General features: G+C 65.3%; 14 protein-coding genes. 2 read left to right on the top strand and 12 right to left on the bottom strand.

Features of this window, described 5'->3' with window-relative positions; translation table 11 throughout:
• Positions 1-37: 37 nt before the first annotated feature.
• From AB0M74_RS33580 to AB0M74_RS33525, 12 genes are all read right to left on the bottom strand, one after another.
• Positions 38-526 carry a h domain protein gene (locus AB0M74_RS33580; protein ID WP_366530335.1) on the bottom strand — a complete coding sequence of 163 codons (489 nt, stop codon included), beginning with the start codon at positions 524-526 and terminating at the stop codon, positions 38-40.
• Complete coding sequence (locus AB0M74_RS33575) at positions 523-1350, bottom strand: hypothetical protein (protein WP_366530334.1); 828 nt, start codon at positions 1348-1350, stop codon at positions 523-525. Before AB0M74_RS33575 ends, AB0M74_RS33580 begins: the two co-directional genes overlap by 4 nt.
• Positions 1347-2774 carry an MlaD family protein gene (locus AB0M74_RS33570; RefSeq protein ID WP_366530333.1) on the bottom strand — a complete coding sequence of 476 codons (1428 nt, stop codon included), beginning with the start codon at positions 2772-2774 and terminating at the stop codon, positions 1347-1349. Before AB0M74_RS33570 ends, AB0M74_RS33575 begins: the two co-directional genes overlap by 4 nt.
• A complete protein-coding gene (locus AB0M74_RS33565; protein ID WP_366530359.1) occupies positions 2771-4018 on the bottom strand; it encodes an MCE family protein in 1248 nt (415 codons plus the stop codon). The genes AB0M74_RS33570 and AB0M74_RS33565 overlap by 4 nt, the downstream gene beginning before the upstream one ends.
• On the bottom strand, positions 4018-5280 hold the full coding sequence (locus tag AB0M74_RS33560; protein ID WP_366530332.1) for an MCE family protein: 1263 nt from the start codon (positions 5278-5280) through the stop codon (positions 4018-4020). Before AB0M74_RS33560 ends, AB0M74_RS33565 begins: the two co-directional genes overlap by 1 nt.
• Positions 5277-6341 carry an MCE family protein gene (locus AB0M74_RS33555; RefSeq protein ID WP_366530331.1) on the bottom strand — a complete coding sequence of 355 codons (1065 nt, stop codon included), beginning with the start codon at positions 6339-6341 and terminating at the stop codon, positions 5277-5279. Before AB0M74_RS33555 ends, AB0M74_RS33560 begins: the two co-directional genes overlap by 4 nt.
• A complete protein-coding gene (locus AB0M74_RS33550) occupies positions 6338-7366 on the bottom strand; it encodes an MCE family protein (RefSeq protein ID WP_366530330.1) in 1029 nt (342 codons plus the stop codon). Before AB0M74_RS33550 ends, AB0M74_RS33555 begins: the two co-directional genes overlap by 4 nt.
• Positions 7363-8541 carry an MCE family protein gene (locus AB0M74_RS33545; RefSeq protein WP_366530358.1) on the bottom strand — a complete coding sequence of 393 codons (1179 nt, stop codon included), beginning with the start codon at positions 8539-8541 and terminating at the stop codon, positions 7363-7365. Before AB0M74_RS33545 ends, AB0M74_RS33550 begins: the two co-directional genes overlap by 4 nt.
• Before the next feature lie 47 nt (positions 8542-8588).
• A complete protein-coding gene (locus AB0M74_RS33540) occupies positions 8589-9440 on the bottom strand; it encodes an ABC transporter permease (protein ID WP_366530329.1) in 852 nt (283 codons plus the stop codon).
• A 4-nt stretch (positions 9441-9444) separates the two neighbouring features.
• A complete protein-coding gene (locus tag AB0M74_RS33535) occupies positions 9445-10209 on the bottom strand; it encodes an ABC transporter permease (protein ID WP_366530328.1) in 765 nt (254 codons plus the stop codon).
• 302 nt (positions 10210-10511) lie between these two features.
• Positions 10512-11411: a 3-oxoacyl-ACP reductase gene (locus tag AB0M74_RS33530; RefSeq protein WP_366530357.1), complete on the bottom strand. Its 900-nt coding sequence runs from the start codon at positions 11409-11411 to the stop codon at positions 10512-10514.
• Positions 11412-11552: 141 nt separating this feature from the next.
• A complete protein-coding gene (locus AB0M74_RS33525; RefSeq protein ID WP_328408708.1) occupies positions 11553-11741 on the bottom strand; it encodes a ferredoxin in 189 nt (62 codons plus the stop codon).
• Between the two features lie 156 nt (positions 11742-11897).
• Here AB0M74_RS33525 and AB0M74_RS33520 point away from each other — a divergent pair, with 156 nt between their 5' ends.
• Together AB0M74_RS33520 and AB0M74_RS33515 are read left to right on the top strand one after the other, a co-directional pair.
• Positions 11898-13091: an acyl-CoA dehydrogenase family protein gene (locus tag AB0M74_RS33520; protein ID WP_366530327.1), complete on the top strand. Its 1194-nt coding sequence runs from the start codon at positions 11898-11900 to the stop codon at positions 13089-13091.
• Between the two features lie 31 nt (positions 13092-13122).
• A complete protein-coding gene (locus AB0M74_RS33515) occupies positions 13123-14232 on the top strand; it encodes an acyl-CoA dehydrogenase family protein (RefSeq protein WP_366530326.1) in 1110 nt (369 codons plus the stop codon).
• The last annotated feature ends 131 nt before the right edge of the window (positions 14233-14363 follow it).

Below are 14363 nucleotides of genomic sequence, written 5' to 3'. Positions count from 1 at the left end.
TGCCGCCGGTGCACCGACAGCAGGGTGGTGCACCGGCTCAGATCGGCGTGACCTGCGAAACCAGCCAGTGGTCGTCGTCTTTGTCCAGGGTGACCCGGACCCGGCTGCCGGTGGAGGTGCCCTGCGGCGATTCCTGACTGGTGGTGACCTGGTTGAGGAAGATCAGGACAACCGCACGCGCGCTGTCGGCCGAAACCACGCCACGCGCCTCGGTGGTCGCCTTGACGCTGAGCTGCTTTTCCTTGGCGCCCGGCGCGATCGCCTGCTTGATCAATTTCAGGTAGTCGTCGCGGAAGCTCGCCGAGAGCTGATCGGCCGCCTTCGGCAGCTCGGTGTCCACGGTCTTGTAGTCGTAGGTGAACATCGCCGACACCGTGCGGTCGGCCGCGTCGACCGCTTCGGTGCGTGACTGCTCCGACCGCCGATCATCCCAGTATCGATATCCGTTGATACCGGCAACGATTCCCGCGACCACCACGATCACGGCCGTGACGAGCAACAGGATCTTGCCTCGTAATCCACTCATCCGACGAACTCCACGTTGGACGCGGACAGCCCGGAACCGTTGCGGGTCACGGTGACCCGGAACCGGTAGAACCGCGTCTGCGGCTCGGCCTGACCCGCGTTGGTCAGTGTCTGTTTGGCGGCGACGAGGATCTTTGCCGAGCTCTCGTCGTCGCTCTCGACCGCGGCCTCCACGATCTCGCCGTTGGAGACGACCTTGGCCTCCTTGACGATGTTGAGGAACGGGTCGACCCGACCGTCGAATTCGGTTTTGAACTGTCCGGAGGCGACCGAAAGGATCCGATCGATGTCCTCCTTGGCGGTATCGGCCCTGATGGTGGTGAGGTTGAGGATCGCCTGCCTGGCGGTCTGGGTGTACTCGGTGCGGCGGGCATCGCGGTCGTCGATCGACTTCATCGCCATGACCGACCAACCCGCGCCGATCACCGCGGCCACGGCCAGCAGTGCGCAGGCGGCCGCCGCCAGGATGCGGGTGCGTCCCCCGCCTGCGTTCACTTCCGCGTCCGGCCCGGAGTCGGCGGGCTCGTCGGCATCTTGTGCGGTCTCCGCCCATGATTTGCCGAGGTCGACCGGGCTGTCCTCGGCAGGCCTCGGCTCGGCGCCGGGCACCGTCGTGGCGGCCGAGGCGGCACCGGCAGTCGCGGTGTCCTCGGGTTCGGCCGCGGCACCGCGCGCCACGGCGCGAGCCGAGAAGCCCTTCGCGACCGCGGACATCGAGCCTGCGGCAGCCGCGGACTCGCCCGACCCGGTCTCCTCGACAGGAGGCCCCGCCGAACGCACCGCGCGTCGCCGCGCGCGGTGAGTATCTTCGTTGATCTCACTCATCGTTGCTGCTCCTCAAGCATTGCCTGCCAGCTCGACGGTACCGTGCCCGATCCGCCAGGCCCGACGTCGCCTTGCCGGTAGGTGCGTCCGTCCGTACCGATGTACACGCCGGTACCGGGGTCGTAGGTTCTGGCGGCCGCCGGCGTGCCGCCACCGTAGCTCGCGGGTGCGACCGGCACCGCCTCGGACGCGCCCGGCGCGCTTGCGGGAGCCACCGGCCGCGGCGGACCGAACGGCGGGTTGTCGCCTTCGGGCACGTACCCGGTGCGGCACAGCTCCGGAGTCGGAGCGCGCACACCCGGTACCTCCATGCACGGGGTGTTGCGGATGCCGCGCACCTCGATGGGTGAATCCTGCGGCACCTTGCAGTACAGGCCGGGCGGGGTGTCGATGGAGTCGAGCTCACTGGGTGAGCGCCGCTGATTCGGCGGCAAGAAGCCGGTGGTACACGCGGGCGGATCGTTGATAACGGCCATGAAGTCGACCAACACGCCGTATTCCATCGGTCCTCGAATGATGGTCTCCAGTGCCGCGATCAGCGGTGGGAGAACCACCAGGAGTTGTTCCAGCCCAGCGTGATACGTGACAGCGACCTGTCCGACGCTGACCAGATTCCGCAGCACGATAGGCAGCGTGGGTCGCAGATCGTTGAACTGCGCGCTGACCCGCTGCATCGCGGCGGGACCGTTGCGCAGCACATTGCGCAGCGCGGGGTCGTGCCCGCGCAGCTGGTCGGTTACCGTCGCCAAATCACGTGTCCACGAACGGATCGCCGCATCGGACTGTGTCTGGGTGTCCAACAACGGGCCGATCTGATCCAGCAGCTTCTTGGTCGGTTCCGCGCTGTTCTGTGCCTCCTGCACCAGCAGGGCCGCCGAATCGATGAACCGCTGCAGATCGGGGCCCGCACCGTTGAAGGCCCGGAACGCCTCGTCGATGACTTGCCGCAACCGGGTGTCGGCGACGCTGGACAGCAGCCGGTCGGTCTGGTCGAGCAGCGATCCCACATCCTGCGGCAGCTTGGTGCGCTCCACCGGAATCACTGAGCCATCGACCAGATTTCCGCCCCTTGGCTGCTCGACGGGCACCAGATCGACGTACTGCTCGCCGATCGCGGAAACGCTGCGGATCCAGGCATTCACATCGGCCGGAACCTTGTAGTCGCTGTCGATGGACAGTTTCGCCTCGACACCGTCCTGGGTGAGCCGAACTTCTTTGACCACACCGACATTCGTGCCGCGATAGGCAACGTTCGCCGTCTGGTAGAGGCCGCCGGTCGCATCGAGTTGAACGATTACCTCGTAACGTCCGATGCCGAACATCGCGGGCAACTGGACGTACATACCGCCCATCACCACCAGGCCGATCACCGTGAGCACGGCGAAGATCGACAGCTGGATGCGGACGAATCGAGTGAGCGTCATCGTCCCGGCCCCCCTTGTGGCGCAGTGGCTCCCGGCAATGGCACGGTCAGTCCTGGAATGGCGGGCAGCCCCGGTATCGGTGGCAGGCCGGGGATCGTCGGTGTGGGTTGGCTCTGGGTGGGCGGCGTTTGCAGCGGCCCGGTAGCAGGGTTCCCGTTCTGGGTGGCCGTACTGGGCGCGAACCCGCCGAGCACACCTTCGACGCCGCCGAACCGGCCGCCGAGCGGTGTTCCGGTGAGCCAGTTGGTGTCCAGCCGTTTCGCGGTCAGATCCATGGTGATGTACAGGTTGAGGTAGTCACCCTTGATCGCATTGTTGAGGTTCTTCATCGGGAACGGGAACGTGGGCAAGATCTTGAGCGCCTCGATGAGGTTGTTGCCGGTATCGGCCAGCGTTTGCACGACCGGCGCGAGGCTGCGCAGATTCGACTTCAGGTTCTCACCGCTCGCGGCGACGATCCGTTGGGTGACGTCGCTCAGTTCGCCTAGCGCAGTGATCGCATGGGTGATGTTCGCCGTGCGATCGGCGAGCACGGTGAGCGCGGGATGGATCTGCTCGATGCCGGTGGCCAGCACCTCGCGCTGCTGGACGAGTTGGTCGCCGAAGCGATCCAATCCGCTCATGGCCCTGATGATGTCGTTGCGCTGCGCGTCGAGATTGGTGGTGAGCTCGGCCAGCTGGGGCAACAGATCACGGATGTCGTTCTCGCGACCGTGCAACGCGGAGTTGAGCTCGCGGGTGATCGTCTCCAACTGCGCAATGCCGCCGCCGTTGAGCACCACCGACAGCGATGAAAGCACCTGCTCCGTGGTCGGGTAGATCCCGGCGCGGTCCAGCGGAATGAGATCTCCGGCGCGCAGTTGCCCCTGCGGCGTGACATCGGTCGGCGGGGCCAACTCGAGATGATTGCTGCCGAGCAAGCTGGTCTGACCGATCTTCGCGACCGCATTGGCCGGGAGCTTCACTTCGGGATCGAGCGAAACGGTGACCAGCGCATGCCAGCCCTCCACCTCGATCTCGGTCACCGTCCCGACCGTCACGTCATCGACGCGAACCGGTGAATTCCTGGTCAGCGTGGTGACATTCGGCATCTGGATCCGCACCTCGTAGGAGCCCTTCTCGGTCCCCTGGGTGCCGGGCAGCGGCAGCGAATTCAGGCCGTCCCACTCGCAGCCGGAGACGCCGAGCGTCACCGCGATGCCAATAGCGAGGGCACCCATCCTGCGCATCGAACGCGGTCGCATCATCGCCCTCCTCCCGGAATAGCCAGTCCCTCTATCCCACTCGGCACCGTTACCGGCGCCTGCTGAGGTGCCGTCGTTGGTGCCCGCGCCGCCAAGCTCGGTGGGCTGTACACCAGCTGGTTCGGGAACGCGGTCACACTGGAGGCCGGATTCAGCAGTATCGGCGCGTAGTTCATGGCCAGCGAGCTGATCACGGGTGCGAGGTACTGGGCACACAGATCGGCGGAGCGGGCAGAATCGTTGGCCTCCAGCGCCCGGACCGATCCGCACAGGAAGCTGAGCGGATCCGCCGGGTTGTTCAGTGCCACGGCGCCGGTGACCGTGCCGGTCGCGGGCTTGTAGATCTGATAGAAGTTCACCAGCGCCGTCGGTCCCGAGTGCAGCACCCGTTCCAATTCCGGCTGTTTGTCCACCAGTGTCTGGGTGACGTCGGCCAGCCGCTGCACGCCCTCGGTGAGTTCGGCGCCACTGCCCTCCAGGAATCGCTTCACGTCCGCGAGGGCCGTGTCCAGATTGTCCAGTCCGGCGCCGAGATCCGCGGAGACGCCGGCCAGTACCGAGGACACCGAGGCGAGCCTGCCGCCGAATTGCACGATCTGTTCGTTGCTCGACGACAGCACCTCGACGAACTTCTGTAGATTCCGGATGGTGCCGAAGAGGTCGGTGCGGCCGTCGGACAGCGTGCTCAAGGTCGCCGACAGCTCACGCAACGTGTCGCGCAGCCGCTGACCGTTGCCGTCCAAATTGTCGGCCGCGGTGTTGACGAAGCGCCCGAACGAACCCTGCGTATCGTTACCCACCGGTCCGAGAGTCGTTGCCAGCTTGGATAGCTCGGCCTTGATGTCGTCCCACTCGACGGGTACCGCGGTGCGATCGAGCCCGATCTCTGCGCCGTCGCGGAGCTTCGGTCCACCGGTGTAGGCGGGTGCGAGCTGTATGAACCTGGCCGACACCAACGACGGCGAAATGATCACCGCGCGTGCGTCGGCGGGGATATCGATCCCACGATCGATCCGCACCCGCACCTTCACCCGGTCACGGCCGGGCTCGATCGCATCGATGCGGCCGACCTTGACGCCGAGTACCCGTACATCGTCGCCCGCGTACAAACCCGTCGTGGAGGGGAAGTACGCGGTGACCGTGGTCGTCCCGATCCGGGTGATACCGCTGTACACACCGGCCGACACCAGGGCGGCGACCAGCACCCCCGCGACAACCAGCACCCAGCGCGGCAGCTTCCGAACAGTGGTCAGCATGCTCATCGCGGCGGCTCCTGGACTGCGGGCCCGATCGACGGTCCCGGGTTCGTGAAGATATTGCGCAGGTCGTCCGGGAGATGCTGCGGCCATACCAGGGCATCGACGAGCGGCTGCAGTTCAGTGCTCGACGCGTTCACCACGTAGGCGTTGAACCAGGGACCATTGCCGACCTGTTCACCGAGCGCCGCCGAGTACGGTCCGAGTCCGTCGAGCGCCTCGCTGATGTTCTGCTTGTTGCGCTGAAGCAGCGCGAGCACCGAATTCAACTTGTCCAGTGCGGGTTTCAGCTGCGCCTCGTTATCGGCCACTAGTCCGGACAGCTGCTTGGCCACACCGTTCACGTACACGATCAGCTGCGCGATCGCGCCGCGACGCCGATCCAGCTCACCGAGCAGGTCATTACCATCCAGGAGCAGCGCATTGATCTGGTTGCTCCGGTCGGCGAGGATCTTCGTGACGTTCTGCGCACGGGCCAGCAGCTCCGACAGCGCCTGATCTCGAGCATTGATGCTGCGCGACAACGCGGTCACGCCGTCCAAGGCCGAACGCAGCGGTGCGGGGGTGTCGGCGAATGCCTCCGACAGTGCGTCGAGGGTCTTGTCGACCTGATCCATATCCAGCCCCTGCACCGTGCGACCGAGATCGCCGAGCACGTCGTTGAGCGAATACGGGGAGGTGGTGCGTTCCAACGGAATCGTGTCGTCGGTACGCAACGCTCCGGAACCTTCCGGTGTCACCTCGAGCGACTTGCGGCCGAGCACGGTGTTCGTCTTGACCGCCGCAGAGGTCTTCTGTCCCAACACGATCGACTCGTCGAGGGTGAACCGGACCAGCACCTTGGCCCCATCCAGACGGACATTCTCCACCCGACCCGAGCGCACTCCGGCGACCTGCACCGGATCGCCGGGCACCAAACCACCCGCGTCGGCGAAGTACGCCGTGAAGGTGGCGCCACCGCGGATGAACGGCAGCCGGTCGAATTGCAATGCCGACAGTGCCACCGCGATCGCGACGACGATGCCGACGACGCCGATGGTGATGGCTGGTGATCGCTTCTCGTTCATTTGTTCGGCGCACACCTTCCGGTCGTCTGCTCCCCGGGCAGGTTGATCTCGATCACCTGGCCGTTGGGGCCATCCACGAGCATGTTCGTGCCGCAGATGTAGAGCTGCAGGAACGAGCCGTAGGCGCCGATGCGGATCAGCTGCTTGTAGGTGGCAGGCAGGCGTTCGAGCACCCACTGCACGGTGTCGGAGCCACCGTCGAGATTGGTGGCGAGCCGTCCGGTCTGCTCGATGGTGGCGCGCAGGTCCGGGCGCGCCTGACCGAGCAGATCGGTGAGATCGCGCGTGGCTCCGGCGATTCGGGGTAGTGCGTCACCGATCGGGTCGCGCTGGGCAGCCAAACCACTGACCAGGCGCTGCAATTCGTCGAGGGTGGTGGCGAACTGGTCACCGCGCTGGTCGATGGTCTGCAACACCGTGTTCAGATTGTTGATCACACTGCCGATCAATTCGTCACGATCGGCGAGAGTCTTGGCGAACGAACCGCCGCTGTTCAGCAGCTGCACGAGCGTGCCGCCCTGGCCTTGGAAGATCTGCAGCAGCGCGTTGGTCAGATCGTTGACCTGCCCGGGATCGAGGCCACGGATCAGCGGCTTGAAGCCACCGAGCAGCATGTCCAGGTCCAGTGCGGGCGCGGTCCGCTCCTTGCCGATGGTGCCGCCGTCGGGGAGCACCTGCGTCGAGCCGGGCCCTTCGAGCAGTTCCATATACCGGTCACCGACCAAGTTCTCGTACTTGATCGTCGCGCGGGTGCTCGCGAGCAACCGGTACTTGCGGTCGACATCGAATTCGACGTGCGCCAGATGGTCCTTGCCCACCTTGATCGAGGTGACCGAGCCGACCGGCACCCCGGCGATGCGCACCTTCGAGCCGGGCAGCATCCCCGACGAGCTGGTGAACACCGCGTGGTACCCGTATTCCCTCGCGAAACGGATCTGGCTGAAAACCACCACGAGCCCGGCGAAGACCAGCGTCATCACCAGGGTGAAGATGGCCAATTTGACTGCTGTTCCAGTGTTTTTCACGGCTTGGCCACCCCCGGCAGCCCGGCGAACAACAGCTGGAACACCTTGGGCGCTTCGTTCAATCGCGGCGATCCTGTGTTCGGCTGGTACACCGTGCCCTGGCTGGTATCGGTGACGACATAGTTGGCGTGACTGCCAGGTACTCGGTTCACGACGCCTTCGCAGTGCGGACCGCCGGTAGCGTTCACCTTCGGCAGATCATCCGGATAGGTATAGGGCTTGGCGCCGAACATGAAGTTGGTGTTCATCCCGATGCCGGGCTTGATGCCGCCGAACATGGCCTCGGCGGTCGGCATCAGCGGCCCGATGCCATTGATGACGCAGCCGAGCGCGGGCGCGTACTCCCACAGCAGACTGGACGTCGGCCGCAGCAGATCCAGCGCGGTGGCGAGCTGATTCTCGTTCTCCCGTAACACCGAGCCGGTAGTGTCGGCCAGGCCGATGAGGTTCACCAGCACGTTGTCCAGGCTGCTCTGCTCGTCGACGAAGGTATTGCTGGTCGTGATGAGGTTGTTGACGGTGCGCAGGAGGTCGGGAACGGTGTCGGCGTAGAGCTCGGTGACATCGGCCGTCTTGATCAAGTCCTGTTGCAGAGTGGGCAGATACGGGTTGATGTCCTTCAGGTACGCGTCGCTGCGTGCGAGCAGCTCACCCAGCTTCTGACCACGCCCCTGGAGCGCGGTGCCGAGCGCGGTCATCGTCGCGTTCAGTTTCTCCGGCTCGATCTTGCCGAGCAGGTCCGACAGATGCTGGAACAAGGTGTTGAACTCGACGGTCACCGCGGCGGCGGTCACGGTTGCGCCGGGCCGCAGCGATGTCGACGAAGGCTGCTGCGGCACTGTGAAGTTGATGTACTTCGCGCCGAATACGGTGGTGGAACGGATGTCGACGCCGGCGTTCGACGGAACCAGTTTCAGCAGTTCGGGATCCAGCGCGAGCTTCAGCTGTGCGCCGTCCCCGATCTGGTGGATCGCCGAAACGCGGCCGATCTCCACCCCACGCACCTTCACCTTGGCATCGGGGTCGAGGACGAGGCCGCTGCGCGGTGCGTCGACCGTGACGGTGACCGTCTTGGTGAAGCCACCGACGAACATGATCATTGCGACAGCGGCAATGGCGACCAGGGTGAGCACCATCGCGGCGCCCGCCAGTTTCAGGCCGAGCCCACCGCGCATGGCTGCTGCCAGGCCGCGTTCTGCTTGCTTCGATTGCGCCATACCGCTTACCCGGAGAGATGGAAGTTGCCGGAGGTGCCGTAGATGGCCAGCGAGATCAGCAGTGTCACCGTGACCACCGCGACCAACGAGGCCCGCACCGCATTGCCTACCGCGATTCCCACACCGACCGGCCCGCCCGCGGCGTGATAGCCGTAGTAGGTGTGAATCATCATGACCGACAAGGCCATGAAGATCGCCTGTGCGAACGACCAGAGGATGTCGCTGGGAATCAGGAACGTCGAGAAGTAGTGGTCGTACACGCCCGCGGACTGCCCGTAGATGACCACCGTCGCGAACCGGCTCGCGATGAACGAACAGATGACCGCCAGCGCGTACAGCGGCACGATCGCGATCATCCCGGCCAGCACTCTGGTGCCGACCAGGTAGGGCACCGGCCGGATCGCCATCGATTCCAGTGCATCGATTTCCTCGGCCACCCGCATCGCACCCAACTGCGCGGTCGAGCCCGCACCGATGGTTGCGGCGAGGCCGATGCCCGAAATCACCGGCGCCGCAATGCGCACGTTGATGAACGCCGCGAAGAACCCGGTCAGTGCTTCGACGCCGATATTGCCCAGCGAGCTGTAACCCTGAACGGCAATGGTGCCGCCGGTGAACAGGGTAAGAAATCCGACGATGACAACAGTGCCGCCGATAACAGCCAAAGCACCTGTGCCCATGCTGATCTCGGCGATCAATCGGATTGTTTCGGTCCGGTAGTGCACCAGCGCACGCGGGATGGATCCCAGCGTCTGCGCATAGAAGACCGCATGCTTGCCCATCGAATCGAGCGAGCCGGAAAATCGACGCACTCGCCGCACCATGCGCGGGAACCGGGATTCGATCACGAAGGCCATGTGATCACCGCGCCGAGAACTTGATGCCGACGGCGGTGACCACGACATTCACCACGAACAGGGCCATAAAGGCAAAGACAACGGTCTGATTCACCGCATCACCGACACTCTTGGGACCACCTTTGACGTTCAGGCCCAGATAACACGCCACCAGCCCGGCGATCAGTCCGAACAAGCCGGCCTTCACCTCGGAGATGATCAATTCGGGCAGATGGGTGAGCAAGGTGATGCCGTTGACGAAAGCGCCGGGGTTCACGTCCTGCAGCAGCACCGAGAACAGAAAGCCACCGACGATGCCGATGGTGCAGACCAGGCTGTTGAGCATCAGTGCGACGAAGGTCGATGCCAGCACGCGCGGCACCACCAGCCGTTGGACCGGGTCGATGCCGAGCACGCGCATCGCGTCGATCTCTTCGCGGATCGTTCGGGCGCCGAGGTCGGCGCAGATCGCGGTGGCGCCTGCGCCTGCCACGATGAGCACGGTCACGATCGGTCCGACCTGAGTGACCGCGCCGAATGCCGCACCGGCGCCGCTGAGGTCGGCGGCGCCGATTTCGCGAAGCAGGATGTTCAGCGTAAAGCTGACCAGCACCGTGAACGGGATCGCGACGAGCAACGTCGGAACGATCGAGACGCGGGCAATGAACCAGGCCTGATCAATGAATTCGCGCCCTTGGAAAGGGCGTCGAATGCTTGCGCGGGCGACGTCGGCGACAAGTTCGAAAAATCCGCCCACCGCACGCAACGGCACAGCGAGGACCTCGTTCATTCGCGATCCTCCTTGCTCATCCTGCTTGTACAGCTCACAGCGTGATGCCCCCTCGAGGCGTCGTTGCCTCAACGATTAGAACATGTTCATTTTGTCGTAGGAAGCTTTTCGCCAACTTTGAACTGCACTTATCTGAGACCTGAGGATTTCAATTTGAAACGTGTGTCAGAAGTGCATGACCTGAGCCTTGTGAGCCGTGGCACACCCTTTGACTCCCATGTCTACCAAGCGCCGGACCGGTGATCAACAGTTGGTCACATGATCAGCATGTCGACCGATGGCACCCGCCATCAGCGAGCGAATCAGCCGAGATCGAGTAATGACGATGCGGAAAATGTACGACTATCCGGCCGATCGGCGAAGTACCCGCCGAGCGTGGCGGCCAAATCGTGCGCTGACCATTGGTCACCCGCCGCGTCGAACCGCTGCTCGACCGTCGGCGCCGCCATCAGCGCGACCATCGGCCCGTACACCACGAAGACCTGCCCATTGACCGCGTCGGCGGCGGGCGAGGCGAGGTAGGCGACCAGTCTGGCCACATGTTCCGGCGCGAGCGGATCGACGCCCCCCTCGGGCGCCGCGCTGAACACGGCCTCGGTCATCGCGGTCCGCGCCCGCGGGCAGATGGCATTGGCGCGCACACCGAACCGGGAAAGGCCGCGCGCGGCCGACAGCGTCAGCGCGGTGATGCCCGCCTTCGCGGCACCGTAGTTGGCCTGCCCCTCCGGCCCGAGCAGTCCCGCCTCGGACGACGTGTTGACGAGCCTGCCGTAGATCGGCGCACCCGCCTGCTTGGACTTGGCGCGCCAATAGGCCCCCGCATTGCGCGACAGCAGGAAATGGCCGCGCAGATGCACCGCGATCACCGCGTCGAAGTCCTCGTCGGACATGTTGAACAGCATGCGGTCGCGGGTGATGCCCGCATTGTTGACCACGATGTCGACGCCGCCGAAGGCCTCGTCCGCGGTGCGAATGAGGGCATCGGCCGTCGAGCGCTCGGCAATGCTGCCCGCGACGAACTCCGCCTTGGCGCCGAGCGCCCTGATCTCGGCGAGAGTGTCGGCGACCGCATCCGACTCCGACAGGTCGTTGACCACCACCGACGCACCCGCGGCGGCCAGCGCGAGCGCCTCGGCCCGACCCAGCCCCGCGCCGGACCCGGTCACGATCGCCACCCGGCCCGCGAGGTCTGTGTTGCCCATCACTTCTTCATCGCTCACGACTGCACCTCGCTAACGCTCGGCTCCGCCGTGCGCGATGCGCGCCCTGTGTTCTTGGTTCGCTCGCTGCGCTCACTCACGGGCCGACTCTAGAACGTGTTCCTATCTAGAGCAAGGATCGGGTCACTCCAATCGCAGCGCAGCCTTCGGGCACTGCGCGACCGCGTCTTCCACATCGGCGAGCCGATCTGCGGGAACCTCGGCCGCCACGATGTGCAGTACATCCTCGTCATCGAGTTCGAAGACGTCGGGGGCGATTCCGACACAGATTCCGTTCGCCTCGCACTGGTCCAGATCGACACTGACCTTCATGACAACTCCTTTGACAAGACTCTGATCGAAGCCTAACAACCCGAAGTGACGGCGTGGGCCGCCATCGACCGGATTCACCCTCAATACTGGAACATGTTTCAGTTCATATGCAATGATCGGTTGAACCCAATCGAACGAAGGCATGAGGTATTTGCCATGCGCATTGCGTACACGCCGCAGCAGGAAGAGCTCCGCGCGGAGCTGCGCGACTACTTCGCGCGGCTGATCACCCCGGAGCGCCGTGCGGCGCTGAGCTCGCAGACCGGCGAGTACGGGCAGGGCAACGTGTACCGCGAGGTCGTGCAGGAAATGGGCCGCGACGGCTGGCTGACCCTGGCCTGGCCGAAGGAGTTCGGCGGCCAGGACCGACCGACGATGGACCAGCTGATCTTCACCGACGAGGCGGCCATCGCGGGTGCACCGGTGCCGTTCCTGACCATCAACTCGGTCGCGCCGACGATCATGCACTACGGCAGCGAGGAGCAGAAGAAGTTCTTCCTGCCCAAGATCGCGGCGGGCGAACTGCACTTCGCTATCGGCTACTCCGAGCCGGGCGCGGGCACCGACCTGGCCAGCCTGCGCACCTCCGCGGTGCGCGACGGCGACGACTATGTGATCAACGGTCAGAAGATGTGGACCAGCCTGATCGCCTATGCCGATTACATCTGGCTCGCTGTGCGCACCGACCCGACCGCCAAGAAGCACAAGGGCATCAGCATGCTCATCGTGCCGACCACAGCCGAGGGCTTCTCCTGGACACCCGTGCACACCATGGCCGGACCGGATACCAGCGCCACGTATTACCAGGACGTTCGCGTCCCCGCGAGCTCGCTGGTCGGCCAGGAGAACGGCGGCTGGGCGCTGATCACCAACCAGCTCAACCACGAGCGGGTGGCACTCACCTCGGCAGGACCGCTCGGCCTCGCACTCAGCCAGACCGTGGAGTGGGCGCGTACCACCACATCGGCCGACGGCCAGCGCGTGATCGACAAGGAGTGGGTACAGCTCAACCTCGCGAGGGTGCACGCCAAAGTCGAGTATCTGAAGCTGATGAATTGGGAGATCGCCAGCCGCGCCGATGCGGGCGGCGACGCCGCGCCACGTCCGTGGGACGCCTCCACCTGCAAGGTGTACGGCACCGAACTGGCCACCGAGGCCTACCGCCTGCTGATGGAGATCCTCGGCCCGCAGGCCTATCTGCGACAGGACTCCCCCGGCTCGGTGCTGCGCGGGCGACTGGAACGGATGCACCGGGCCGCGCTGATCCTCACCTTCGGTGGCGGCACCAATGAGGTCCAGCGCGACATCATCGCCATGACCGCCCTTAAGCAGCCGGCCTCGGCGCGCTGACGCGCGACTGTACGAAAGTAGGTAGATCGCCATGGATTTCACCCCGACCGAGGCCCAGCTCGATCTCGCCCGGCTGACCGGCGAGGTGTGCGGCAAGCTGGTCACCGCCGACCGGCTGCGCGAACTCGACAAGACCGCCGTGCGTTTCGACGAACCGCTGTGGGCCTCGCTGGCCGAGACCGGCGTGCTCGCGGCGGCGCTGCCGGAGGCCGTCGGCGGCAACGACTTCGGTCCGCTCGAGCAGAGCGCCATCCTGCGTGAGCTCGGCAAGTACGTGGCCGCGGTGCCGTACCTGTGGTCGATTGTGCTCGGCGCGGGCGCGCTTGCCGCGTTCGGTACCGAGGCGCAACGCGATTGGGCCACCCGGGCCGGTGCGGGCAGCGTGATTCTCACGACCGCACTCGCCGAAGAGCAGAACTGGGAGCCGACCAAGCCGACAGCTACCGCAACCGAAGCCGACGGCGGCTGGCGGGTGACCGGCGCCAAACTGGCGGTGCCCTTCGCCGCCCAAGCGGCGAGAATCCTGGTCCCTGCCACGGCTTCCGGCCGGGCCGCGGTGTTCCTGGTCGACCCGTCGGAAGCCTCGATTCAGGTGACCGCCCAGCAGGTGACCGACCTGAGCGCGGAGTACTCGCTCGAATTCACCGATACCCCTGCCGAATTGGTCGGTGATCTCGACAACGGTGCGCAGATCCTGGACTGGCTGTTGACCAGGGCTTGGCTCGGCCTGAGCTCCCAGCAGTTGGGCACCGTCGAGCGCGCGCTGGAGCTCGTCGCCGACTATGCCCGCGAGCGTGAACAATTCGGCAAGGCGGTCGGCAGCTTCCAGGCTGTCGCCCAGCGCCTTGCCGACGGCTACATCGACGTGCAGGGCCTGCGTCTGGCCGTCACCCAGGCCACCTGGCAGTTGTCAGAGAATCTGCCGAGCGCCGAGGCAGTGCACACCGCGAAGTTCTGGGCCGCGGATGCGGGTCACCGCGTGGCTCACACCGTCGTGCATGTGCACGGCGGCGTCGGCATCGACCGCGACCACATCGTGCACAACTACTTCACCGCCGCCAAGCACAACGAATTCGCCCTCGGCGCGGCCACCGACCACCTGCGCGCCATCGGCACTCTCCTCGCGGAAACTCCTGCCTGACCCAGGATTCCGCACCCCGAATCGGCCCGCCGTCCTGGCGGTTTCAAGGGGTCGTCGCAACACTGCCTGGTGTTAGGCGGTGAGTAGATCACGCAGGCGCTCGGCTGGGGTATCCCAGTCGAGCGTTTTGC

The organism is Nocardia sp. NPDC051463 (assembly GCF_040681975.1).
In the GTDB taxonomy this organism is placed as follows: domain Bacteria; phylum Actinomycetota; class Actinomycetes; order Mycobacteriales; family Mycobacteriaceae; genus Nocardia.
Note: the sequence above shows the minus strand (reverse complement) of the source record. Positions and strands in the feature narration are given on the sequence as shown.

Bases quoted from the DNA above. Each gene is read 5' to 3' on its own strand.
- AB0M74_RS33525 (WP_328408708.1), bottom strand. From the start codon at position 11,741: ATGAAGGTCAGTGTCGATCTGGACCAGTGCGAGGCGAACGGAATCTGT.
- AB0M74_RS33515 (WP_366530326.1), top strand. From the start codon at position 13,123: ATGGATTTCACCCCGACCGAGGCCCAGCTCGATCTCGCCCGGCTGACC.
- AB0M74_RS33570 (WP_366530333.1), bottom strand. From the start codon at position 2,774: ATGACGCTCACTCGATTCGTCCGCATCCAGCTGTCGATCTTCGCCGTG.
- AB0M74_RS33580 (WP_366530335.1), bottom strand. From the start codon at position 526: ATGAGTGGATTACGAGGCAAGATCCTGTTGCTCGTCACGGCCGTGATC.
- AB0M74_RS33555 (WP_366530331.1), bottom strand. From the start codon at position 6,341: ATGAACGAGAAGCGATCACCAGCCATCACCATCGGCGTCGTCGGCATC.
- AB0M74_RS33575 (WP_366530334.1), bottom strand. From the start codon at position 1,350: ATGAGTGAGATCAACGAAGATACTCACCGCGCGCGGCGACGCGCGGTG.
- AB0M74_RS33540 (WP_366530329.1), bottom strand. From the start codon at position 9,440: ATGGCCTTCGTGATCGAATCCCGGTTCCCGCGCATGGTGCGGCGAGTG.
- AB0M74_RS33560 (WP_366530332.1), bottom strand. From the start codon at position 5,280: ATGAGCATGCTGACCACTGTTCGGAAGCTGCCGCGCTGGGTGCTGGTT.
- AB0M74_RS33520 (WP_366530327.1), top strand. From the start codon at position 11,898: ATGCGCATTGCGTACACGCCGCAGCAGGAAGAGCTCCGCGCGGAGCTG.
- AB0M74_RS33530 (WP_366530357.1), bottom strand. From the start codon at position 11,411: ATGGGCAACACAGACCTCGCGGGCCGGGTGGCGATCGTGACCGGGTCC.
- AB0M74_RS33535 (WP_366530328.1), bottom strand. From the start codon at position 10,209: ATGAACGAGGTCCTCGCTGTGCCGTTGCGTGCGGTGGGCGGATTTTTC.
- AB0M74_RS33545 (WP_366530358.1), bottom strand. From the start codon at position 8,541: ATGCGCGGTGGGCTCGGCCTGAAACTGGCGGGCGCCGCGATGGTGCTC.
- AB0M74_RS33565 (WP_366530359.1), bottom strand. From the start codon at position 4,018: ATGCGACCGCGTTCGATGCGCAGGATGGGTGCCCTCGCTATTGGCATC.